Origin of the sequence: Micromonospora sp. Llam0, from assembly GCF_003751085.1 — a bacterium.
In the GTDB taxonomy this organism is placed as follows: Bacteria; Actinomycetota; Actinomycetes; order Mycobacteriales; family Micromonosporaceae; genus Micromonospora_E.
Window position 1 is genome coordinate 4,063,163 of sequence record NZ_RJJY01000001.1, and the last position, 22,850, is coordinate 4,086,012.

Annotated in this window: 17 protein-coding genes; 2 read left to right on the forward strand and 15 right to left on the reverse strand. The window is 70.4% G+C overall.

Annotated elements, in window-relative coordinates:
• Nucleotides 1-343: 343 nt before the first annotated feature.
• The 12 genes from EDC02_RS17735 to EDC02_RS17790 form a co-directional block, all read right to left on the reverse strand.
• A complete protein-coding gene (locus tag EDC02_RS17735) occupies nt 344-3,598 on the reverse strand; it encodes a ThuA domain-containing protein (protein WP_123602927.1) in 3,255 nt (1,084 codons plus the stop codon).
• 319 nt (nt 3,599-3,917) lie between these two features.
• The gene (locus EDC02_RS17740; RefSeq protein ID WP_199757867.1) at nt 3,918-5,081 is read right to left on the reverse strand and encodes a Gfo/Idh/MocA family protein; all 1,164 of its coding nucleotides are present in this window, start codon (nt 5,079-5,081) and stop codon (nt 3,918-3,920) included.
• Nucleotides 5,082-5,134: 53 nt separating this feature from the next.
• Nucleotides 5,135-6,226 carry a substrate-binding domain-containing protein gene (locus EDC02_RS17745; RefSeq protein ID WP_123602929.1) on the reverse strand — a complete coding sequence of 364 codons (1,092 nt, stop codon included), beginning with the start codon at nt 6,224-6,226 and terminating at the stop codon, nt 5,135-5,137.
• Nucleotides 6,227-6,333: 107 nt separating this feature from the next.
• Entirely contained in the window at nt 6,334-7,413 is a 1,080-nt protein-coding gene (locus EDC02_RS17750) for an ABC transporter permease (protein WP_123602930.1), read from the reverse strand.
• Nucleotides 7,414-7,468: 55 nt separating this feature from the next.
• Nucleotides 7,469-8,977: a sugar ABC transporter ATP-binding protein gene (locus EDC02_RS17755; protein WP_199757869.1), complete on the reverse strand. Its 1,509-nt coding sequence runs from the start codon at nt 8,975-8,977 to the stop codon at nt 7,469-7,471.
• A 74-nt stretch (nt 8,978-9,051) separates the two neighbouring features.
• Nucleotides 9,052-10,230: an ROK family protein gene (locus tag EDC02_RS17760; RefSeq protein WP_123602931.1), complete on the reverse strand. Its 1,179-nt coding sequence runs from the start codon at nt 10,228-10,230 to the stop codon at nt 9,052-9,054.
• A gap of 343 nt (nt 10,231-10,573) precedes the next feature.
• Entirely contained in the window at nt 10,574-11,689 is a 1,116-nt protein-coding gene (locus EDC02_RS17765; protein WP_123602932.1) for a sugar phosphate isomerase/epimerase, read from the reverse strand.
• 418 nt (nt 11,690-12,107) lie between these two features.
• Complete coding sequence (locus EDC02_RS17770) at nt 12,108-12,920, reverse strand: ABC transporter permease (RefSeq protein WP_123602933.1); 813 nt, start codon at nt 12,918-12,920, stop codon at nt 12,108-12,110.
• A gap of 30 nt (nt 12,921-12,950) precedes the next feature.
• Nucleotides 12,951-13,775, reverse strand: coding sequence for an ABC transporter permease (locus tag EDC02_RS17775; protein ID WP_123602934.1), 825 nt, complete (start codon nt 13,773-13,775; stop codon nt 12,951-12,953).
• A 111-nt stretch (nt 13,776-13,886) separates the two neighbouring features.
• Complete coding sequence (locus EDC02_RS17780) at nt 13,887-15,026, reverse strand: nitroreductase family protein (RefSeq protein ID WP_233605993.1); 1,140 nt, start codon at nt 15,024-15,026, stop codon at nt 13,887-13,889.
• Between the two features lie 89 nt (nt 15,027-15,115).
• A complete protein-coding gene (locus EDC02_RS17785) occupies nt 15,116-15,811 on the reverse strand; it encodes a GNAT family N-acetyltransferase (RefSeq protein ID WP_123602935.1) in 696 nt (231 codons plus the stop codon).
• Between the two features lie 12 nt (nt 15,812-15,823).
• Nucleotides 15,824-16,762, reverse strand: coding sequence for an ABC transporter ATP-binding protein (locus EDC02_RS17790; RefSeq protein WP_233605994.1), 939 nt, complete (start codon nt 16,760-16,762; stop codon nt 15,824-15,826).
• Between the two features lie 270 nt (nt 16,763-17,032).
• On the opposite strand from EDC02_RS17790, the gene EDC02_RS17795 reads away from it, so the two are divergent.
• Nucleotides 17,033-18,223 carry an ROK family protein gene (locus EDC02_RS17795; protein ID WP_370461463.1) on the forward strand — a complete coding sequence of 397 codons (1,191 nt, stop codon included), beginning with the start codon at nt 17,033-17,035 and terminating at the stop codon, nt 18,221-18,223.
• Between the two features lie 56 nt (nt 18,224-18,279).
• Here EDC02_RS17795 and EDC02_RS17800 read toward each other — a convergent pair whose 3' ends face one another.
• Both EDC02_RS17800 and dnaG read right to left on the reverse strand, forming a co-directional pair.
• Nucleotides 18,280-18,804, reverse strand: a complete 525-nt coding sequence (locus EDC02_RS17800) for a hypothetical protein (protein ID WP_199757669.1) — start codon at nt 18,802-18,804, stop codon at nt 18,280-18,282.
• A 2-nt stretch (nt 18,805-18,806) separates the two neighbouring features.
• Nucleotides 18,807-20,708, reverse strand: coding sequence for a DNA primase (gene dnaG / locus EDC02_RS17805; protein ID WP_123602937.1), 1,902 nt, complete (start codon nt 20,706-20,708; stop codon nt 18,807-18,809).
• Nucleotides 20,709-20,994: 286 nt separating this feature from the next.
• On the opposite strand from dnaG, the gene EDC02_RS17810 reads away from it, so the two are divergent.
• On the forward strand, nt 20,995-21,291 hold the full coding sequence (locus EDC02_RS17810) for a hypothetical protein (protein WP_123602938.1): 297 nt from the start codon (nt 20,995-20,997) through the stop codon (nt 21,289-21,291).
• A gap of 58 nt (nt 21,292-21,349) precedes the next feature.
• Here the strand turns inward: EDC02_RS17810 and EDC02_RS17815 are convergent, their stop codons facing one another.
• On the reverse strand, nt 21,350-22,645 hold the full coding sequence (locus EDC02_RS17815) for a deoxyguanosinetriphosphate triphosphohydrolase (protein ID WP_123602939.1): 1,296 nt from the start codon (nt 22,643-22,645) through the stop codon (nt 21,350-21,352).
• Between the last annotated feature and the right edge of the window lie 205 nt (nt 22,646-22,850).

Consider the following 22,850-nt stretch of genomic DNA (forward strand, 5'->3'; position numbering starts at 1 on the left):
CCCGCCGCTGGCGGTGCTCATACTGCTGCCGGTTGTCTGCCTTGCCGGTCTGGCAAGGCCCCGTCCGTCCGGGCGCGCCAGGGTGGCACCACCGTCGACGGCGCCGAGGTCGGCGTCAACGACGCCATCGCCGGGCCCGGTCGACCGGACGGACGGGGCTGTGGCAGGCAGGGACGTTCGGCGTTCGGCCCTGCCTCCCCCGCTTCGGTTGTCCCCGGCCGGGTTGCCCCGGCCGCGGTCCTGCTGGTCGGTTCCCGCCGGGACGAGCGGTACGCCCGCCCCGGCGGTCGCCGGTTGTCGTCCGTGGGTCGGTGGCCGGCCGGCCACCGACCCACGGACCGGGTCAGCTCGCCGGAACGAACTGCACCCAGTTGAGGTTGAACAGGTTGAACGTTGCTCCACCTTCGACGGTCCGGAAGACCAGGTACAGCTGGTGGGTGCCGGCCGGGTGGTCGACCGCCACGTCAGTGCTGGCCCAGTCGTTGGAGCCGGTGGTGGCGGTCAGCGTGGTGCTGGCCACCAGCGGTCCGTCCGGCGCGTCGACCCGCAGCTCGACGGCGGCCCGCGGGGTGCCCGCGGTCGACGAGGAGCCACCGGCGTGGCGCAGTGTCACCGTGTCGATCCCGCCCAGGTTGATCGGGTCGAACGCGATGTAGTCACCCTCGTTGATACCGGAGACGTGCTGGCCGCCGCCGGTGTCCGAGGTGTTGGAGACCGACACGCCCTGCTGGATCGGGGCGAACTCGGCCTGCTGCTGGTAGAGCTGGATGGTGGCCTGGCCGATCGTGGTCAGCGCCGGCTGACCGCCGCCGCCCAGGTCGGTGTAGCTGGCGCTGATCCCGCCGAACAGGTAGCTGCCGGCGTGGTCGGCCCCGTCGGCCGGGGTCGGCAGGTTACCGGTGCACCCGGTGGTGGTGGTCTGCGGGTGGCCGTGCTCGTCGTGGCCGAGCACGAAGCTGACCTCCACCCGGTCGCAGTCGATGGTGCCGTCCTCGGGGTCGGTGACGGTGACGGTGTACGGCACCGTGTCGCCCCAGTTGAAGAAGGAACCGGACAGCGGGGCGGTGACCTCCACCGTCGGTGCGGTGTTGCCGACCGTGATGGTCCGGCTCAACGTCGCCTGTTTGCCGTTGGAGTCGGTCACCGTCAGCTGGGCGTAGTAGACGCCGTTGCTGGTGTAGGTATACGACGGGTTGGCTTCGGTGGAGTCGGTTGTGCCGTCCCCGTCGAAGTCCCAGGCGATGTCGATGCTGGCGCCCGGCTCCGGGGTGTTGGTGCCTTCGCTGGAGAACTGCACGGTCAGCGGGGCCTGGCCGGAGGTGGGCGACGCGTCGAGTTCGGCGACCGGTCCACGGGTACCCTTGACGTACCGGATCTGGTAGAGCGACGCGTCCGGGTTGGGCCGGAAGAAGCCGTCACCGTAGTCCAGCACGTAGAGGGTGCCGTCCGGGCCGATCTCCATGTCCATCGGGTTGTCGAAGGTGAAGGTGGACAGGAACCGCTCGACGCCGAACAGCTTGCCGCTGCCGTTGGTCCGCATGGTGAACATCCGGTCCCGGCTGAACTCGCCGAAGAAGACGGCGTCGTGGAAGTACTGCGGCAGCTTGTAGTCCGACTCCAGCGACTCGTCGAACTTGTAGATCGGCCCGCCCATCGGGCCGACGCCGCCGGTGCCGACGACCGGCCACTGGAAGTCGCAGGAGCCGGCCGGGTCGACCAGGTAGCTGTCCCGGCAGGTGGTGGTGGCGTTGAACGTGTACCAGAACTGCGGCTGCTCGACCGGCGGCAACAGGCTGCGACCGGTGTTGCGGGGCGAGTCGTTGATCGGCGCCGCGCAGTTGAACGGCTCACCCGAGGTCTGCGTCTCGAAGTCGTAGTCGATGTACGGCAGGGTCGGCGAGTAGCAGTACGGCCAGCCGTAGTTGCCGGCCCGCTTGGCGGCGAACCACCGTCCGGTGCCCTCCGGCCCCCGGGTCGCGCTCGGGTTGCGCGAGTCCGGCGAGTAGTCGCCGATGTAGACCCAGCCACGCTCGTCCACGTCGAACCGGAACGGGTTACGCAGACCCATCAGGAAGATCTCCGGGCGGGTCTGGTCCTCGAAGTCCTGCGACTCGGGGAACAGGTTGCCGGCCGGGATGGCGTAGCTGCCGTCGTCCTTGACCCGGATCCGCAGCACCTTGCCGCGCAGGTCGTTGGTGTTGGCCGCGGACCGGGCGGCGTCGTACGCCGGGCCGCGGGTCAGCGACCGGTTGATCGGGGTGTAGCCGTCCGAGCCGCTGGCGTTGGTGTCGTCGCCGGTGACCAGGTAGAGCAGGCCCTTGCCGTCGAACTTGACCTCACCGGCGACGTGGCAGCAGGCACCCCGGTCGGTGTCGACCTTGAGGATCTCCTGTTCGGTCGACAGGTCCAGGTGCGGGGTCGGCTCCTCGACGAACTTGATCCGAGAAAGCAGGTTGTAGCCCTTGAACGCCGCCCAGACGCTGGGGTCCTCGCTGTTGGCCGGCGCGTCGCCCTCGTTGACGCCCGGGGTGGCCGGGTCGTCGACCGGGGTGTCCAGCGGTGGCGCGTAGTAGAGGTAGACCCACTTGTTCTCGGCGAAGTTCGGGTCGAGGGTGACCGACTGCAGGCCGTCCTCATCGTGCTGGTAGACGTCGATGTCGCTGATCACCGGGCTGGCGCCGCTGGCCGGGTCGTAGAGCCGGACCTCTCCGCTGCGGGTGTTGTGCAGCACTCGGCCGTCGGGCAGCACGGCGAGGCTCATCGGCTCACCGGGCTGGTCGTTGAGGACCACCCGCTCGTAGTTGGACTCGACGGTCGCGCCGCAGTCGCCCTCGGCTACGCCGGCGGCCCACTGGATGCCGCCGAGCAGGTGCTTGCGGAACGCGCCGATGGTGAACGTCTCCGGGGCGGAGCCGAGACCGGTGTACCAGGAGCGGCCGCCCTGGTAGTCCTGGCACCAGGAGACCGGGTGGTCATAGCCCATGCTGCTGTCGCTGACCGTGTCGGTGTCGACGGTGGCCAGTACGTGCTGGATGCCACGGACGTTCTCCGCGAAGTTGAGGTAGTTCTCGTCGATGGTCAACTGGCGGGGGACGGTGCTGGTCGACGGGTGGTAGCGGTCCGCGACATCGATCACGCCGGCGCCGCTGGCGGTGGTGCCGGTCGAGGTGGTGCCGACCAGGTCGCGGTAGAACGCCCAGTCCGGTTCGGCGTCGACGGCGGCGTGCACGCCGATGTACCCGTTGCCGGCCTTGACGTAGTTCTCGAACGCCTCCTGCTGCGCGTCGTCGAGCACGTCGCCGTTGTTGTTCAGGAAGACCACGGCGGCGTAGTTCGCCAGGTTCTCCTCGGTGAACACGGTTCCGTTGCGGGACACGTCGACGGTGAACCCGTTGTTCTTGCCGAGGGTGCGGACCGCGTTGACGCCCTTGGCGGTCGAGGGGTGCGCCACCCCTTCGGTGCTGGTGAAGACCAGCACCTGGTAGTTCTCGTCGTGGTCGTGGCCATCGTGGGCGACCGCTGGCGCGGTGGTGATCATGGGTGCGGCGAGTGCCGCGCCCGCGGCGACGGCAAGCCATCGCCGGGCGGATCTGCTCATCAGTCGTTCCTCCGGGGGTTCGGGAGGCTAGCGCCTCACCGTGGGCACTGATTCCGTTGTAGACGGACAGTTACGGTTGGTGCCTCACCCCTGGCGCGGTGCCACGTCCGCCAGAGTCTCTTCTGGTACGCCCTGCTGGCCGTCCGGCGTGACCGGGGAATCCCGATCCGGTCACGCCGGACGAGCCGTCCTCGTACCCGCGGATCACCCGGCGCGGGGCGCAACCGCGCCGGGCGACCCTCGCCCACGGGACGAGGAGTCTCGGTTCCAGGCGTCTCGACGAAGGTCGAGCCGCTCAGGCCGGTGCCGTGGTCTTCGCCTAGTCCACGGTGACCCATTCGCCGAGCCCCGCCGACTGCTCCACCGCGGCCAGCGCCTGCTGGACCTGGAGGGCGTCGTCGAAGGACGGTGTCGGGTCGTCTCCGGCCGCCAGCGCCGCGACGAAGTCACGGGCCTGGTGGGTGAAGGAGTGCTCGTACCCGATGCCGTGGCCGGGCGGCCACCAGGCGGACAGGTACGGGTGCTCCGGTTCGGTCACGATGATGCGGGTGAAGCCCTGCTCGGCCGCGGGCCGGGTGGCGTCGAAGAACTCCAGCTCGTTCATCCGCTCGAAGTCGAACGCGACCGACCCGAGCGAGCCGTTGATCTCGATCCGCAACCCGTTCTTGCGTCCGGTGGCGAAGCGGGTCGCCTCGTAGCTGGCCACCGCCCCGCCGTCGAGCCGGGCCATGAACAGCGCGGCGTCGTCGACGGTCACCTCGCCGGTGGCCGGTTCGGCCCCGTCGGCGGACCCGCCACCGGCCGCAGCGGTCAGCCCGCTGGAACCGGCCGGCAGCGGCCGCCGCTTGACGAACGTCTCGGTCAGCCCGCTCACCCGGGCGATCCGTTGGCCGGTGACGAACTGGGTGGCGTCGATGATGTGCGCACCGATGTCGCCGAGCGCCCCGGAACCCGCCTTGTCCTTGCGCAACCGCCAGACCAGCGGAAAGTCCGGATCGAGGATCCAGTCCTGCAGGTACACCGCCCGCACGTGCCGGATCGTTCCGATCCGGCCGTCGGCGACGAGTTGACGCATCAACGTCACCGCCGGCACCCGCCGGTAGTTGAACCCGCACATCGACCGGACGCCGCCGGCCCGGGCGGCCCGGGCCGCGTCGGCCATCTGCTGCGCCTCCGCCACGGTGTTGGCCAACGGCTTTTCGCACAGCACGTGCTTGCCGGCGGCGAGTGCCGCGATGGCGATCTCGGCGTGGCTGTCACCCGGCGTACAGATGTCGACCACGTCGATGTCGTCCCGGGCGATCAGCGCCCGCCAGTCGGTGGTGTGCGACTCCCAGCCGAGTCGGTCGGCGGCCTCGGCCACCTTGGACTCGTCCCGGCCGCACACCGCGGTCATCCGGACCCGCGCCGGCAGGTCGTAGACCCGGTTCACGGTTCGCCAGGCCTGCGAGTGCGCGGCGCCCATGAACGCGTAGCCGACCATGCCGACCCGCAGCTCGTTGTGTTCAGCGGACAAGGTAAGCCTCCCCGAAAAGGTCAGAACCCGAGCGGCAGGTACTCGCTCGCGTTCTCCTTGGTGATGGTCTCCGAGGCCAGGATGATCTCCTTGGGCACCTGCAGCTCGACCAGGTCGGACATGCCCTTGCCCTGGGCGATCAGGCGGGCCAGCGAGATCGCCGAGGAGGCCATCGACGGGCTGTAGGTGACGGTCGCCTTCAGTACGCTGTCGTCGGCCTGGATCGCCTCCATCGCCGCCCGCGAACCGGCGCCGCCGACCATGATGAACTCCGAACGGTTGGCCTGGCTGATCGCGGCCAGCACCCCGATGCCCTGGTCGTCGTCGTGGTTCCAGATGGCGTCGATCTCCGGCAGGGCCTGCAGCAGGTTGGCCGCCTCGCGCTGGCCGGAGTCGGCGGTGAACTCGGCCGCCCGCCGGTTGGCGATGGTGAAGCCGTGCACCTCGAGGGCGTCCTTGAAGCCGGCGGACCGTTCCTGGGTCAGCTCCAGCGCGTCGATTCCGGCGATCTCGGCGATCACCGGGTTGGCGATGCCCTTCTCCTGCATCTGGGCGGCGATGTAGTTGCCCGCCGACACACCCATGCCGTAGTTGTCGCCCTTGATCTGGGTGCGGTAGGCCAACGCCTGGGTGAACGCCCGGTCCAGGTTGACCACCGGGATGCCGGCCTCCATGGCCTGCAGGCCGCTGGCGGTGAGCTCGGCCCCGTCGTGCGGCAGCATGACGATGACGTCCGGGCTCTGCGAGATCAGCGTGTCCAGGGCGGCCCGCTGAGCGGCGGCGTCGGCACCGGCCTCGACCGTGAGGAACTCCACGTCCGAGTACGCCTCGGCCTGGGCCCGGGCGTTGTTGGTGATCGCCGCGAGCCAGCCGTGGTCGGCCGCCGGGGCGGAGAAGCCGATGGTGACGGTCTCACCGGGCTCGGAGTTGGGGTTGCCCTGGTTGGCGGCCTGAGTCTGGGTGTTGGTCGGGGCGGCTTCGTTGCTGGTGCATGCGCTCAGCAGTACACCGGCACCGACTGCGGCACCACCGGCGAGCAGCCGGCGGCGGGACATGTCACCTGCGGCGGCGCCGCGCGCGCCGAACAGTGTCCGACGGGAGAAAGCGGTCATGACGACCTCCTGGATCGCAATGGCGGGGGGTTATCGGGGTGTGCGGGGCCTGGCGACCGTCGGAGTCGACGGCCACCGGGCGGTGGATGGGTGGGTCAGGTGGAGCCTCAGGCGGTTCTTCGGTTGAAGAGCTGGCTGAGGGAGTTGAACCGGAACTGCTGGATGAGAACGGCCACCACGATGATCCCGCCCTTGATCATGTTCTGGGATTCGGTGGAGAGCCCGTTGATGGCGAACAGGTTGGTGATGGTGGAGAAGACCAGCACCCCGAACAGGGCGCCGATGATGGTGCCGCGACCACCGGTGAGCAGCGTGCCGCCGATGATCGCCGCGGCGATCGCGTCGAGCTCGTACAGGTTGGCCATGGCCGCCTGGGCCGAGTTGGCCTGCGCGGTCAGCATGATCGCGCCGATGCCGCAGCACAGCCCGGACAGGCCGTAGATGAGCAGGGTGTGCCACCGGACGTTGATCCCGGCGAGCCGGGCCGCTTCGGCGTTGCCGCCGATCGCGACGGTGCGTCGGCCGAAGGTGGTGCGGTTGAGCAGCACCCAGCCGGCGGCGACCACCGCGGCGAGGATGATCACCAGCAGCGGGATTCCGAGGATCCGCTGAGTGGCCATCCCGTTGATCACCGACGAGGTGGAGACCTGGGTCTGCTTGCCGGAGATGAGCGCGGCCAGCCCTCGCGCGGCCACCATCATCGCCAGGGTGGCGATGAACGGCACCAGCCGGCCGTACGAGATCAGCACTCCGTTGACCAGTCCGACGCACATCCCGACCACGACGGCGGTGAAGATCATGCCGCCGGGTCCGAAACTCTGGGTCGCCACCGTGGTGGCCCACACCCCGGCCAGCGCCATGATCGCGCCGACCGACAGGTCGATGCCGCCAGCGATGATCACGAATGTCATGCCGACGGTGACCACGCCGATCGCGGAGGCCTGCTGCAGGATGGTGAAGATGTTGTTGCGGACCCAGGTCGGGTCGCTGTACAGGTCGGGCCGGGTGGCGGCGCCGATGATGACCAGAATCACGAGGACGCCGACCAGCCACAGGTTGCGTCGGGCGTACTCGCTGGCGTCGGAACGCCACCAGCTCTGCCGGGGTGGTTCGTCCGCGCCGTGCGCCGGCGGCGCTGCCGGCTTCTCCTTACCGGGTACGGTCGCCGTGGCCTCTTCCGCGGTCACAGTCCTACTCCTTCGCTCACCGGCTGGCCGCTGGCCAACCGGTCGGGTCGCCCGGTCACGCCGCGGCACTTTCCAACGCCGACCCCGACATGACGAGGTCGAGCACGGTCTCCTCATCGATCTCACCGGCCGGGGCCTGGTGGACGACGCGTCCTTCCCGCATCACCAGCACCCGGTCGGCCAGCCCCAGCACCTCGGGCACCTCGCTGGAGACCAGCAGGACGCCCACGCCCTGCGCGGCGAGGTCGTGAATCACCTGGTACAGCTCGGCCCGGGCACCGACGTCGACGCCCCGGGTCGGCTCGTCGAGCAGCAGCAGCCGGGTGTCACCGAGCAGCCACCGGCCGACCACCACCTTCTGCTGGTTGCCGCCGGAGAGCTGACGCACCGGACGGTGCACGCCCCGGGGACGCAGCTCCAGCGAGCCGGCGACCCGTTCGGCGGCGCTGACCTCCCGGCCGGCGTCGGTGAACCCGGCCCGGGCGAGGCGCCCGAAGGTGGCCAACGTGATGTTCCGGAAGATCGGTTCGCCCAGCAGCAGTGCCTGGCTCTTGCGTTCCTCCGGTGCCATGCCCATGCCGGCCCGCACCGCGGCGCCGACGCTGCCGGGCCGTACCGGCTTGCCGGCCATCGTGACCCGGCCGGTGTCGGCGGTCCGGGCCCCGAAGATCGTCTCCAGCAGTTCCGAACGACCGGCACCGACCAGGCCGGCGATGCCGACGATCTCCCCCCGCGCGACAGTCAGCGAGACGTCGCTGAACTCCCTCGCGCGGCTGAGCCGGGACACCTCCAGCAAGGGCTCCCCGTGCGAGTTGGGCTCCCGCTGCGGGAACACGTACTCGATCGACCGGCCGGTCATCCGGCTGACCAGCTCCTTGGTCGGAGTGGTCTGCGCCGACAGGTTCTGCGCGGTGGTCCGGCCGTCCTTGAGTACGGTGACCCGGTCACCGATCTCGCGGATCTCCTCCAACCGGTGCGAGATGTAGATGACCGCGATGCCCTGAGCGGTGAGTTCACGGATGATCCGGAACAGGTTCTCGACCTCGTCGTGCGCGAGCACCGCGCTCGGCTCGTCCATGATGATCAGCTTGGCCTGGTGGGACAGTGCCCGAGCCATGCTGACCACCTGCTTGCCGGCCGCCGGAAGCGACCGGACCAGCCCGCGGGGTCGGATCTCGGCGTGGCCGAGTCGGCCCAGGATGTCCCGGGTGCGCCGGGCCATCGCCGCCCGACGGACGAAGCCCGCGGTCCGCGGCTCGTGGCCGAGGAAGGCGTTCTCCGCCACGGACAGGTCGTCGACCAGGTCGAGTTCCTGGTAGATGGTGGCGATGCCGGCCCGCATCGCGGCCTGCGGATTGGCGAACCGGACCGGTCGGCCCTGCCATTCGACCCGCCCCGAGTCGGGGCGGTGCACGCCGGCCAGCACCTTGATCAGGGTCGACTTGCCGGCCCCGTTCTGGCCGAGCAGGCAGTGCACCTCCCCGGCACGCACCTCGAGCTGCACCCCGTCCAGCGCGCGTACCCCGGGAAAGGTCTTCACGACGTCGGTCAGCCGCAGCACCACGTCGCCGCCGGCCGCCACGGCCGGGGTGGCGCCGGGCTCGTCGGCCGGCGCGGCGCCGGTGGCCTCGGGGGCGCTCACGACGCCTGCTCGAAGGCGACGTCGCTGGCCAGCACGGAGGCGCCGGTCACGCCGGCCCGCGAACCCAGCTCGGACAGCACGACCGGCAGGTTGCCGGTGGCCAGCGGCAGCGACCGCCGGTAGACCACGCTGCGGATCTCGGCGAGCAGGATGTGTCCGAGGTGGGCCAGACCCCCGCCGATCACGATCATCGACGGGTTGGCGAAGCTGACCAGACCGGCGAGGACGCCGCCGAGCCGCCGGCCGCCGTCGCGGATCAGCCGGATGCAGGTGACGTCGCCTTCCATGGCGCACTCAGCGACGTCGCGCGCGGTGAGCTCGGCCCGCTGGGTGAGCCGCTCGGCCAGCGCCGGGGAAGTGCCGGCCCGGGCGGCGGCGGCCGCCTCCTTGGCCAGCGCTGCACCGCTGAACAGCGCCTCCAGACATCCGGCGTTACCGCAGGAGCACATCGGACCGTGCGAGTCGACCTGGATGTGGCCGATGTCGCCAGCGCAGCCGTCGATCCCCCGGTAGACCTGGCCCGCGAGGTAGATGCCGCAGCCGACGCCGGTGCCGAGCTTGACGAACAGGAAGTCGTCGACCGAGTGGGCCACGCCGCCGTGCCGTTCCCCGATGGCCATGATGTTCACGTCGTTGTCCACCACCGCCGGGCAGCCGTGCTCCCGGGCGAGCAGCTCACGGACCGGGAAGCGGTCCCAGCCCGGCATGATCGGCGGGGAGACCGGCACTCCGTCGCGGTAGCTGACCGGCCCGGGCACCCCGATGCCGATGCCGTCGAGGCGCTCGTGCACCCCTTCGACCCGGGCCTTGGCGAGCAGCTCGTTGATGCGGTGCAGGATGACCTTCGGCCCCTGCCGGATGTCGGCCGGCTCGGTGTACGCGGCCACCGGCTCCAGCCGGCCGTTGGTGATCTCCACGTCGACCGAGCTCGCACCCAGGTCGATCGCGGCGAACCGCAGATCCGGGTTGAGCTCCACCAGGGTCGAGCGGCGGCCGCCCCGTGAGGCGGCCATCCCTGCTTCGGTCACGAAGCCGGAGGCGACCAGCCGCTCCAACTCGGACAGCAGGCGAGGGCGGGGAATCTCCAGCTGGTCGGCGAGCTCGGCCCGGGAGACCGGTCCGTTGTCCCGCAGCAGTCGTAGCAGCTGGAGGTGCAGAGGATCCGCCGTACGCATGGGGTCCACCTCCGACAGTGAGTTAACACCGAGGCGACCTCGGCGTGTCGTGACCGAAACACTAAGAGTCTTCTCAGTCTCGTGTCCAGAGTTTCGGTCTGCTGAAGCAAAACTTTTTCTGATCGTGACAGAAGTTGGTAAAGCGTGCTCGAACAGGGGTTGACCTGGCCCGATGAATCTGATTCAGAGCACGAGGCATCGATGGACCGACCCTCCACGACGAGGGCGGAACGGGCACGCGGAACCGGGGTGCCGGCCGCCGCCGTGGCGGCGGTCGGCACCCCGGACGGGCTCGCGCGGTTGGATCAGTGGCCGCCGCGCCGGGTGGCCGGCGACCGGTGGATCACTCGCTCTGGCTGTAGACGGTCAGCTCCGACATGTGCTGGTAGCTGCGCTCAGCGAACTCCAGCGACTGGCCCGGGTTCGCCGAGCCACCGGGAGCGGTGTCCTGCTCCCAGTTGGCGTGGTGGAAGTCGTAGTGCCCGATGGTCTGGAAGAACTGCTGGAAGTTGATGTCGCCGTCGCCCATCGGCGTCATCTCATAGCCGTTGGACAGGTCGGGGTTCTTGTTGCCGTCCTTGGCGTGGAACAGCGGGAACCGCCGGGGCCGACGGGCCACGGTCAGCAGCGGGTCGAACACCCGGGTCCGCTCCCGGCCGGCCGAGTTGACGAAGGTGTGGTGCTTGTGCCGGGCGACGTAGCCCCAGTAGATGTCCATCTCGAAGTAGACGTACTTCGCGTCGGTCTTGGCCATGAAGTACTCGAGCTTGCGGACACCGGACGACCGGGTCGGCCGTCCCTGCTCGTCCAACGGACCGGCGTCGAGCAGGAAGTTGTACGCCGCGTCGTGGTTGTGGGTGTAGAGCCGCATCTTGCGCTCCTTGGCCTGCCGGCCGAGCTCGTTCCACAGGTCCGCGGCCGCGTCCCAGTCCGACTGGTAGTCGCTACGGGTCGGGTCGCTGCCGGTGCCGATGTTCTTCATGCCGAGCTCTTCGGCGATGTCCAGCTGCTCCTGGAAGGTGTCCGCCCGGATCTGAGTGTGGGCTCCGTTGGCGACCAGCCCGTTGTCGTCCAGGATCTTGCGGATCTCGGTCGGCGTGATCTGCCGGCCGAGGATGTCGGGGTGCTGGTTGTAGCCGGCGAACTCGATCTCCTTGTAACCCAGCTCGGCGAGGCGGGCCAGGACCCGCTCGAAGCCGTACGGCACGCCGCTGTCGTCCGGGGCCGCACCGATCCGGTCGCGGACCGAGTAGAGGATGATGCCCCGGTTCTGCTCGGGGATCAGCGGGTCCACCGACCAGCCGCCGCCGGCTCGGGCCGGACGGCTGGTCTGCAGCACCGGCAGCCCGGCCGCGCCGAGTACGGCGGCGGCGCCGGCCGACGCGGCGAGGATGTTGCGGCGGGTGAGCGCGGGGTTGGGCGGAGTGAGCTGACCGTTGCGGCGTAGCACCTCGTCCATTCTTGTCCACCTTTCTGCAGCGGCTCCGCAGAGCCGCCGATGACGAGTGAGGAGGGTCGGGGTGTACGGAGTCGCACGCCGCCGAAACGCACGACCCCGGGGCGGGGGGTTCGGATGGGTGGGGTTCGGGTCGGTGCCGCGGTGGCGGCACCGACCCGAACCGCGGCTGCCTCCGCCACGCCCCTGGCGGGAGACAGCTCGGGCCCTGGTGGCCCTGGTCGCGACCGGCGTTTACGGCGCTGTGTCGCTGGTGTTACGTCTGGGGCAGACATTAACCCCAGAGACCAGGGGAAAGAAAGACCCCGACGAACCAAACTTTCAGGTGAACTACCGATGGCTTTGTCTTCTACCAGCAATAAGTCTCCGCCACCTGACACCGATAGATCGATGACTGTCGCAGAAGGGTGCTCGTACGACGTCAGTTGCAGAGCAGCCGGCCGACTCGACGCCCGGCGACGGTCAGCCCGAGCGCCGTCACCCCGACCAGATAGCCGACGTCGACCAGCTGCATCCACCCGACGGTGTCCACGGCGATCGTCCGGATCAGATGGACCGACCGGTACAGCGGGGTCAGCTCGACCAGCCAGCGCAGCACCGACGGGTACGCCTGCGCCGGCACGAACGTCCCGGAGAACAGGAAGACCGCGAACTGGGCCGAGCCCATCAGGTCGAAGTCCTGCCAGCTACGCATGTAGGTGGACAGCGCCATACCGAGCCCACCGAAGGCGAACCCGACCAGGACCGCCGCCGGGAACGCCAGCAGCGCCCGGGGGACCGTCGTCAGCCCCATCACGACCATCACCAGCAGGAAGGTCGCCGAGTAGATGCTGCCCCGCGCCATCGCCCAGCCAAGCTCGCCGAAGGCCAGCTCGGTCGGGCGGACCGGGGTGGCCAGGATCCCGTCGTAGAGCTTGACGAACTTCATCTTGGCGAAGAAGTTGAACGTCGTCTCCGACAACGCGCCGGTCATCGCCGAGGCGGCGAGCATCGCCGGCGCGACGAACGCGGCGTACCCGATGACGACCCCGCTGCCCGGTAGGGTGATGTCCCCGATCAGCCGACCCACGCCGACACCGATCGAGAACAGGTAGAGCAACGGCTCGACCACCCCGGAGATCATCACCACCCAGTACGCGGACTTCAGTGCGGCCGCGTTGCGCTCCATCACCGACCCGGCCCGCCGCACGGCCGCGCCGACCCCGAGCACCTGCGGCAGGACGAGGGTCACCACCGTTGCCTCCTGTAGTGGATCAGACGCTCTCTAGTGGATCAGACGCCTACGGAACCGGGTGACGGCCAGCCACCACCCGGCCGCCACCCAGAGGCCCAGGTAGCCGAGATGCCCGGGGACGGACCAGGCCGGGGTGCCCAGCGAGGCCGCCCGGCACAGGTCGACCCCGTGCCAGAGCGGCGACAGGTACGCCAGCCAGCGCACTGTCACCGGCAGCGACTCCACCGGAAAGAACACTCCGGCGAACAGGGTCATCGGGATGACCGCGAACCGGAACACGATGACCATGTAGCTGTCGCTGCGGATGGTGGCCGCGAAGGCGGCCACCGGCAGGGCGACTGCCGCGGCCAGCAGCATGGCCACCGGCAGGGCCAGCACCGCCCGACCCGAATGCAGCGCACCGAACGCGGCGGCCACCGCGAGAAAGGCGGCGGCGCTGGCCAGCACCCGCAACAGGACGAAGGCAAGCAGCCCACCGACGATGTCGGCGATCCGCAACGGAGCGGCTATCTGTGAGTAGTAGGTCCGTTGCCAGGTGAACCCGCCCAGCACCGGCCAGGAGGACTCCCCGATGGCCACCTGCAATGCGGTGGAGGCGATCAGACCGGGGACGATCCAGTCGAGATAGCTGAACCCGCCGATCCCCTGGTCGACGTATGCTCCCACCCCCACACCGAAGCTGAGCACCGTCAACAGCGGCAGCAGGAACGACGAGAAGACCGACGACCGCCAGGTCCGCCGGTAGCCGGTCAGGTTGGCTTCGAGGACGCTCAACGCCGGCCGGAGGCCGCGCGGCCCGGTCAGTCGCGCGGTTGTCGTGGCCGTCGGCGTCGCGCCAGTGTCTGTCCCGGACATCCGTCGTCGCCTCCCCGTACCCGGTCCCCGGCCGATGTTGTACCGCCCGCGTACGACATCGTGGAAACGACGCCCGGGACGACCGCCCGGGATCCGCCGGCCCGAGGAACTCTACGACGACGGCGGGACATCCTCACCGGGATTTCCGTCTCCCGGGTCCGCCGCCCGGGCTACGGTGCAGAGCACCTCGGCCAGCGGACGTCGCGGCGTGGCCTGGGCGGGCTGGCCGTAGCCGACCCGGACGACCATCTGGGCCACGGTCCCCCGCCGCTGGTTGGCCAGCAGTTGCCGGATCCCGGGTATCTCCAGCGGCTGACTGATCGGGGTGGTCGCCAGGTTCTCGACGGTGGCCAGCAACAGCACCCGTTGCAGCGCCTGCCCGGCGGCCAGCCACTGCCGCTCGGTGTCCCCCGTGGTGGACAGCACGAGAATGGTGGGGTACGGCTCGAAGCGTTCGGTCGACCGGGTCAGCCGCGGCGCCACCAGGCCGAAGTCACGGATCGGCAGGGTTTCCAGGGCGTCCCACGGGCCGATCGCCGAGCGGGGAATCCCCTCCCGCCGCCCGTGCCTGGGCATTGTCCATCGGGCCAGTTCCGCGCGGTAGGCGCCGTCGGCCCGCTGCCGCTGTTCGGCGCTGCGGGCCAGGGTGAGAATCGCCCCTCGGGCGACGGCACCGGCGACGGCGAGTTCTGCCCCCTCTCGACGTGCGGCGACGACCAGACCCTCGATCACGTCGGCCGGGACGACCGCCGGAGCGAACGGCCAGCGGTTGGTGTGTCGCCGGGCAATGGCGTCGGCCAGCGCCGTGAGCTGTGGGTACGGCGCGGCGGCGCGACCGGGGACGACCCGGGCCACCAGGTCCGGTTCGGCCGGGTCGGGAAACGGATGGACCTCGGGCAGCCAGCCCTGCTGCCGCACGGCCAGCCGCAGGTTGAACAGGGCCGCCCCGACACTGATCAGCAGTTCCCGACCCGCGGGATCGATGACGTCCAGCTGGCGGTGCCGGTCGGCGAGGACCTCGATGGCCGGCACGGGCATGCCGTCGGGGCCGTCCGTCGCCGGGTGGGTGCCGCCCTCGCCGGGCCCGGTCCGGCCACCGGGCCGGATCCGGAACCGCCACGGCTGGCTGTTGTGCAGCGACGGCGCGGCGACGGCAGCCCGTACGCAGGCGACGGGATCGTACGAGGAGTCAGCCCCGCCGGGCACGGCGGCGGTGTCGGGCGCCGGTGGTGCTACGCGTTCCTCGGTCACGATTCCAGCCTGATCCGCCGATGCCCGGCCGGCCCAGAGGCTTCCCGCCCGTCCGGGCAGGGTCCAATGGGCCGGGCCGACCCCCGCCGTCAGTGCGGGCGGTTGCCCTCGACCGCCGGCGGTATCCGGGCTACCGACATCGTCCGGGTGCCGCTGGCCGCCGCGGCGTGCGCCGCCCAGTCGACCCGGCGCACCTCGTACTCGACCTCGCCGTGCTCGACGCCCTCGATCGGATCGTCCCACTGCAGGTGGAAACAGCGGGCCAGGCGCAACCCGGCCGCCTCCATCACCCGCCGTGAGGCGACGTTGACCGCCATCGTCTCGGCGAAGACCCGATCGACGGTCGGGTGGTCGAACGCCATCCGCAGCAGCGCTCGGGCACCCTCCGAGGCGTACCCCCGGCCCCAGGAGGCGCGCCGCAGCCGGTATCCGAGCTCCACCTCGGTGATCGCCAACCGGCCACCCCGGCCGTTGACCACACCGCTGGCGGGACCGGCACCGGCCGGGCCGGTAACAGCCGGTCCGGCGGCAGCCGGCTTCAGCGCGAACCAGCCGATGAAGGCACCGCTGGAGCGTTCGATAGCGGCCCACTTGCCGAAGCCCGGGAAGCGCAGATAGTCACGCAGGATCGCGGGCAGGACCTCGCGGCGTACGGTTTCGGCCGGGGTCGGTCTGCCCCCGGTGAGGTACCGCATCACCTCGGGGTCACTGTCCAGCTCGACGAGCAGTGGCAGGTCGTCGATGGTGAAGCGGCGTAGTGACAGCCGGTCGGTCTGCGCGATCATGCCCGGCCGATTCTAGTCGATCAGGGTCCGGCCGGTGAGATGCAGGAAGACGTCCTCCAGACCGCTGCGCCGGATCAACGCGCTGGTCGGCGCCAGCCCACGGCGGTGCACCTCGTTGAGCGCCCCGTCGCCGTCGCCGGTGTAGAGCAGGATTCGGTCCGGCAGCACCTCGGTCCGTTCGGCGACTCCGCCCAGTTTGCCGGCGAAGCTGTCCTGGTCGTCGGTCGGGAACCGGAGTTCGACCACCTCACGGGTGGAGTAGCGGGTGATCAGGTCCCGCGGCGAGCCCTCGGCGACGATCCGACCGCCGTCCATCACCACCAGTCGGTCGCAGAGCTGCTCGGCCTCGTCCATGTAGTGCGTGGTCAGCACCAGCGTGACGCCCCGTTGCTTGAGCCGGAACAGCCGCTCCCACACCAGGTGCCGGGCCTGCGGGTCCAGCCCGGTGGTCGGCTCGTCGAGTAGCACGATGTCCGGCTCGTTGACCAGGGCACGGGCGATGGTGAGTCGGCGTTTCATGCCGCCGGACAGCGGCTCCACCTTGCTGCCCGCCCGGTCGCGCAGCTGCACGAAGTCGAGCAGCTCGTCGGCGCGGCGCCGGGCGACCGGTCGCGGGATCTGGAAGTAGCGGGCGTAACTGACCAGGTTCTCCCGTACCGTCAGTTCCTGGTCGAGGTTGTCCAACTGCGGGCAGACGCCGAGCCGGGCCCGGATCGCCGGGCCGTCCCGCTGCGGATCCATCCCGAGGATGCGCAGGGTGCCGCCGCTGGGCGGGGAGACGCAGCCCACCATCCGCATGGTGGAGCTCTTGCCGGCGCCGTTCGGCCCCAGGAAGCCGAACGCCTCACCGGCCGCGACGTCGACGTCGATGCCGGCGACCGCAGTGAACGCCCCGAACCGCTTGACCAGACCGCGTGCGTGGATGAGTGGCCCGTTACCCCGTTCAGTCACGGCCACGACGCTACCGCGCGGTCCCGACGGGGACGCCAGCGAGTTTCGCGAGCAGGCGTCTTTCGTCAGATCGAGGACAAAGTATGGTACGAACATCTTGAAGTTTAGACTTCAATGCACTAAGTTTGCCATCCTGACTCGCTACTCCCGGGTCGGCGGGCGAGTTCGTCACCTCGCCCGGTCCCTGCCCACGCCGGTTCGCTTCGCCCGCGTGTCCACCGGCACTCCACGTCGGACGACGCCACGTGCCGGACCCAGGTAAAGGACGATGTGACCAACGTGTTGGGAGTGTGGCCGGAGAACACGCACCAGGCGCAGATCCTGCGTCTGCTCCGCGACGGCCCGTGCTCGCGCGCCGAGCTCGGCGACGCGGTCGGCCTCTCCAGGTCGAAGGTGGCCACCGAGCTCGACCGGATGATCGAGCGGGGTCTGGTGGAGACCGCCGGTCCGGCCGCGTCCCGCGGCGGTCGTCCGTCGTCGATCGTCCGGATCGCCGCCGCCACCCGCTTCCTCAGCATCGACATCGGCGCGAGCACCCTGGACGTGGCGCTCACCGACGGCGAGCTGCAGGTCGTGGCCCGGCTGACCGAGCGCACCGAACTGCGCCAGGGGCCGACGACGGTTATCGCGCAGGCCCTCGAACTGATCACCAAACTGGCCGCCGACTCGGGAACCACGCGGTTCACCGGCGCCGGCATCGGGGTGCCCGGTCCGGTCAGTTTCCACGAAGGTGTGCCGGTCTCGCCACCGTTCATGCCGGGTTGGCACCGCTTTCCGGTACGGGAGATGTTCAGCACCGAACTCGGCTGCCCGGTGCTGGTCGACAACGACGTCAACATCATGGCGCTCGGTGAGAAGCACGCCGGCATCGCCCGTTCGTTCGACGACTTCCTGTTCGTCAAGATCGGCGCCGGGATCGGCGCCGGGATAGTGGTCGACGGAGACGTCTACCGGGGCGCGAACGGTTGCGCCGGCGACATCGGCCACACCGCCGTCGACGAGAACGGGCCGCAGTGCCTCTGCGGCAACGTCGGCTGCCTGGAGGCGTACTTCGGCGGTGCGGCGCTGACCCGCGACGCGGTCGCCGCCGCCCGAGCCGGGCGTTCCGACCAGCTCGCCGAGCAACTCGCCCGGATCGGCACGCTCACCGCGCTGGACGTCACCCGGGCGGCCGCCGCCGGCGACCCGGTCGCGGTCGGCATGGTCCGCGACGGTGGACGACGCGTCGGCCAGGTGCTGGCCCGGCTGGTGAGCTTCTTCAACCCGGGAATGGTGGTGATCGGCGGCGGGCTCGCCGGGATGGGCCACGCGTTGCTGGCCGAGATCCGAGGCGTCGTCTACCGCAGCTCACTGCCGCTGGCCACCGGCGACATGCCGATCGTCCTGTCCGAGCTGGGCGACCAGGCCGGTCTGATCGGCGCCACCAGGATGATCAGCGACCACGTCTTCACCGCCAGCTGAGCCGACGTACCGGCCCGGGCGCACCGGCTACCGGACGGCTCCCCCGCGACAGGCGGTCACGGCTGCTGCTCGACCGACGCCCTGGCCGCGGCCACCAGTTCGGCGGTCCGGTCCGGCAGCCAGGCCGCGTCGGTGTCGACGCCGGCGTCGTAGCGCACCGTCCAGCTCAGGCCGTCGATGCCGGACACCCGCCGGCCCACCACCCGAGCCCCGCCACCGTCCAGCTGGTGGTGCACGCTGTAGCCGACCGACCGGGTCACCCTGGTCCGGACCTGGTCCGGGAGGTCCCCCGGGTCCGACAGGTCGATCGAGATCGCCGGTCCGTCGGCGACGACGGTGTAGCCGTCGTGCTCCGACACCGTCTCGGCCGGCGTGACGACCAGCGTCTCGCCCGACCAGACCGCCTTGTGCACCTGGTGCCAGCCGAGCCGGGTGTCGCGGCCCGGCAACCACAGGCCCCGGTTGGTGACGACCAGCGCGCCGGTCGCGGTCCCGCTCCAGGCCAGTAACCGCTCGTCACGGTCCAGCGGCGGCCGCTGGTCGGCCGGCAGCCGTGCGCTCCGCCGAAACAGACTCCACACCGTCACAACCCTCCCACGGCTTGTTCGCGCAGCGCGCGCGCATGCTGTTCCAGGGAGAACAGCTCCCCGGCCAGGGTCAGATACTCGTCCTGGTTGGTCACCGGATTGATCCGCTGAACCTTCGACTTCAGCTCCCGGATCCGGGTGGTGACCGCCCCCCACTGCAGGCGGGCCAGGGTCACCGAGACGTAGTACGGGTCCGCGTCCCGGTCGACGTGCAGCGGTTCCACCGCCAGCTCGGCAACCAACGCCCGGGCCGCGAGGTCGGCACAGTTGTCCCGGACCCGCTCGATCCACACCGCTCCGGTGGCGGCGGCCGCGGCCCCGCCGGCCTGCGCCATCGCGTCTCGCAGCACGGCGTGTACCGGATGCTGGTAGACCTCCGCGCCGAGGTTGTCGAACATCGGACCGGCGAGCACCGGCACCTGGAGCCCGAGCTTCAACGCCTCCCGTTCGACCAGGGTCTGAGGATCATCCGGCTCGTTGCGCGGCTTCGGTGCCGCCGGCGCGGGCACCGCGCCTCGGCCGCCGGCGGTCCGCTGCGGCCCGGCCACCGCCGCGAGCACCGCCCGCTGCACCGGTTCGATCTCCATGCCGAGGTCGCCGGCGAGCTTGCGCACGTACTCCGGGCGTTTGTCCCTGTCCTTGAGCTTTGCCACCAGCGGCGCGGCCCGCCGCATCGCCTCCACCCGGCCGTCGACGGTGTCCAGGTCGAACCGGCTGAGTACCTGCCGCAGCGCGAAGTCGACCAGCGGTTCCCGGCGCGCGACCAGGTCGCGCACGGCGAGGTCGCCCTTTGCCAGGCGCAGATCGCACGGATCCATGTTGTCCGGGCTGACCGCGATGAAGGTACGCCCGACGAAGCGCTGGTCCTCCTCGAACGCACGCAGCGCCGCCTTCTGCCCGGCGGCGTCCCCGTCGAAGGTGAAGATGATCTCCCCGGCGACGGCCTCGGTGTCCATCAGCAGCCGGCGCAGTACGCCGATGTGGTCCGCCCCGAAGGCGGTGCCGCAGGTCGCGACGGCGGTCGGCACCCCGGCCAGGTGGCAGGCCATCACGTCGGTGTAGCCCTCGACGATCACCGCCCTGCCCTGCCGGGCGATCTCCCGCTTCGCCTGGTCGATCCCGTACAGCACGTGGGACTTCTTGTAGATCGGGGTCTCCGGGGTGTTCAGGTACTTGGGTCCGTCGTCGTCGTCGAAGAGCTTGCGCGCGCCGAAGCCGATGACGTCGCCGCCGAGTTCCCGGATCGGCCACAGCAGGCGGCGCCGGAAGCGGTCGATCAACGAGCCGGACCGGGCCTGGCGGGCCAGCCCCGCGGTGATCAGCTCCTGGGCGGTGTAGCCCCGCTGGCGCAGGTGCCGGGTCAGCTCGTCCCAGGCGTCCGGGGCGAAGCCGCACGCGTACCGCTCGGCGGTCGCCCGGTCGAACCCCCGGCGGGCGAGGAACTCGCGGGCCGGCCGGGCCGCCGGGTCGGTCAGCCGGTCGACGTAGAACTCGACCGCTGCGGCGTGTGCCGCGGTCAGCCGTTGCCGCTGACCGGTCTGCTGGCGTACCGGCGCGGGACCGGCCTCGATGTAGCGCAGTTGGATCCCGGCGCGGGCGGCGAGCCGCTCCACCGACTCGACGAAGGTGAGGTGCTCGGCCTCCATCAGGAAGGTGATCGCGTCCCCACCCTTGCCGCAACCGTGACAGAAGTACACGTTCCGGCCGGGTGCCACGGTGAACGACGGCGTCTTCTCGTCGTGGAAGGGGCAGAGCCCTTTGAGGTTGCCGCCACCGGCCGACTTCAGCGTGACGCTCTCCGAGATGATGTCGGCGATCGACGTACGCTCCCGCACCAGCGAGATGTCCTCGTCCCGGATCCGACCAGCCATGCTCTGCCGCCCTCCTTCGAGGTACATCCTGCCCTGCCGCCACCATCACCGACGGTGCGGGTGCCGGGAGCCGGGTTCCGGCACCCCACCGGCTGCGGCAGACCTCCCGAACCCCGCCCTGACCAGGCAGGCTTCTGTCAATACGCACTTTCCACGCCTCGCCGAAGAACAGACCTTGTCCTTCCCTGTAACCAGGGCAATACTGTCTGTGTCGTACCTAGTGAACCGTTCGCTGGCTTGTTTCTCTTTCTTCACGATTCACTGTGTCTTGTCTACATTGCCGGATCCCCAGCCCGAAGGAGGAGGCACCCCCATGCCCCAGCTGCTGCCCGAGACCAGCGCCACCGACCACCTGGACGTGATCGCCCTCGACGAAGCACCCCGACTGTGTGCCCTCTACCGCAGCCGGGACGCCGAGCTGGCACCGGAGGACGAACTTCCGCACATCGCCGGCTGGGTGCTGGCCTGGCCGGACGGCTCGGCCCTGACCCTGCTCACCGAGGGCGACCAGCCACGGATCATCTCCGGATCGCTGTCGAACGTCGAAACCTGGTGGTCGGCGCTGCTCGCCGCAGACCTGGTCGCGGTCCGCCCGCCGGCCGAGGGCTGAGTGAGCCATCTGCCGGAACCCCGGCCGACCGGAGACCACCGACCGGCCCCGTGCCGGATCAGACGCGGGTCGGACCCGGCCGCCCCGCCGGCCGGGTCAGCCGCCGGTGCCAGGAGATCGCCGCCAGATCGGTGAGTGACGCGACCTGATCGATGATCACCCGGGCCCGGGCCCGGTCATCCGGCGCGTCCGACCACAATGGGAGAAAGACCGGGTCCAGACCGGCCGGGGCGTACGCGGTCAACGCCTCGACGAGTTCGGCGAGCACCTCCCGCTGCCGCAGATAGCCGGCGGCGGCACCGGGCCGACGCATCACGTAGCGCAACGCCAGCCCTTTCAACAACGCACACCGGGCGCGCACCACCCGGGGCACCACCAGATCGGCCGCGTACCGCCGCACCGGCAGCCCGCCGAAGCGCTCCCGGGTGGCCGACACCGCGGCTGCGACGAACGCCCCGGTGAGCATGCTGGTCGTGCCCTTCAGCGCCGCCTGGGCCGGGTGGCCGCCGTCGTAGCCGACCAGCAGCCGCAACTCCGGTCGGGCCAGCAACTCGGCCAGGATGCCGGCCAGGTCGTCGGCGGACTCGGTGGAGTACACCGCGGCGACGTCAGCCGCCAGCGCGGCCTGTTCGTCAGGGTCCGCGATCAGCCGACCGAGGTCGATGTAGCCGCCATGGATACCGTCCTCCAGGTCGTGCACCGAGTACGCGACGTCGTCGGCCCAGTCCATCACCTGCGCTTCCAGGCAGCGCCGCCGGCCGTCGGGCGCGCCGTCGCGCAGCCAGGTAAACACCGGCTGGTCGTCGGCGTACACCCCGAACTTGCGCTCGCCGGGCCTCCGTGGCCAGGGGTACTTGCAGGTCGCGTCGAGCGAGGCCCGGGTGAGGTTGAGCCCGACGGAGTCGCCGGACGGACCGATCACCTTGGCTTCCAGCCGGGTGAGCACCCGCAGCGTCTGCGCGTTGCCCTCGAAGCCGCCGTAGCCGGCGGCGACCTCGTCCAGCGCCCGCTCACCGTTGTGTCCGAAGGGCGGGTGTCCGAGGTCGTGGGCCAGACCCGCGACGTCCACCACGTCCGGGTCACAGCCGAGCCGGGCACCCATCTCGCGGGCGATCTGCGCGACCTCCAGCGAATGGGTCAACCGGGTCCGGGGTACGCCGTCCGCGCCGCTCGGGTCCGCCAGATGCACCTGGGTCTTGGCCGCCAGCCGCCGGAACCCGGCCGAGTGCAGCACCCGGGCCCGGTCCCGCTCGTACGGGCTGCGCCCGTAGCCGGTGTCCTTGGCCGGCTCCGGCACCAGACGGTGCGAGTCGGCGGCGCGACCAGCCGCCGGGCCGTCCGGAGAGGCACTCACCTTCAGCAGCCTAACGCCCTGGCGGGGCGGCGAACCGGACCCGTCGGGGCGGCGGATGCCGTCACCCGATCAGGTAACGATTTCGGGATGATTTCCGGTTTGTGTCGTGATGTTGACGTCGACCCTGCGGGACCCGTACCGGCCAGCCCACAATCGGGACGTGGCTGACCAGGGGTGGATCCGTACCAGCCGGCTCGTACACATC

What these genes read in the sequence shown, in the direction of transcription:
- EDC02_RS17735 (WP_123602927.1), bottom strand. Translation starts at nt 3,598, where the DNA reads ATGAGCAGATCCGCCCGGCGATGGCTTGCCGTCGCCGCGGGCGCGGCA.
- EDC02_RS17740 (WP_199757867.1), bottom strand. Translation starts at nt 5,081, where the DNA reads ATGGTCGGCTACGCGTTCATGGGCGCCGCGCACTCGCAGGCCTGGCGA.
- EDC02_RS17745 (WP_123602929.1), bottom strand. Translation starts at nt 6,226, where the DNA reads ATGACCGCTTTCTCCCGTCGGACACTGTTCGGCGCGCGCGGCGCCGCC.
- EDC02_RS17760 (WP_123602931.1), bottom strand. Translation starts at nt 10,230, where the DNA reads ATGCGTACGGCGGATCCTCTGCACCTCCAGCTGCTACGACTGCTGCGG.
- EDC02_RS17765 (WP_123602932.1), bottom strand. Translation starts at nt 11,689, where the DNA reads ATGGACGAGGTGCTACGCCGCAACGGTCAGCTCACTCCGCCCAACCCC.
- EDC02_RS17775 (WP_123602934.1), bottom strand. Translation starts at nt 13,775, where the DNA reads ATGTCCGGGACAGACACTGGCGCGACGCCGACGGCCACGACAACCGCG.
- EDC02_RS17785 (WP_123602935.1), bottom strand. Translation starts at nt 15,811, where the DNA reads ATGATCGCGCAGACCGACCGGCTGTCACTACGCCGCTTCACCATCGAC.
- dnaG (WP_123602937.1), bottom strand. Translation starts at nt 20,708, where the DNA reads ATGTACCTCGAAGGAGGGCGGCAGAGCATGGCTGGTCGGATCCGGGAC.
- EDC02_RS17810 (WP_123602938.1), top strand. Translation starts at nt 20,995, where the DNA reads ATGCCCCAGCTGCTGCCCGAGACCAGCGCCACCGACCACCTGGACGTG.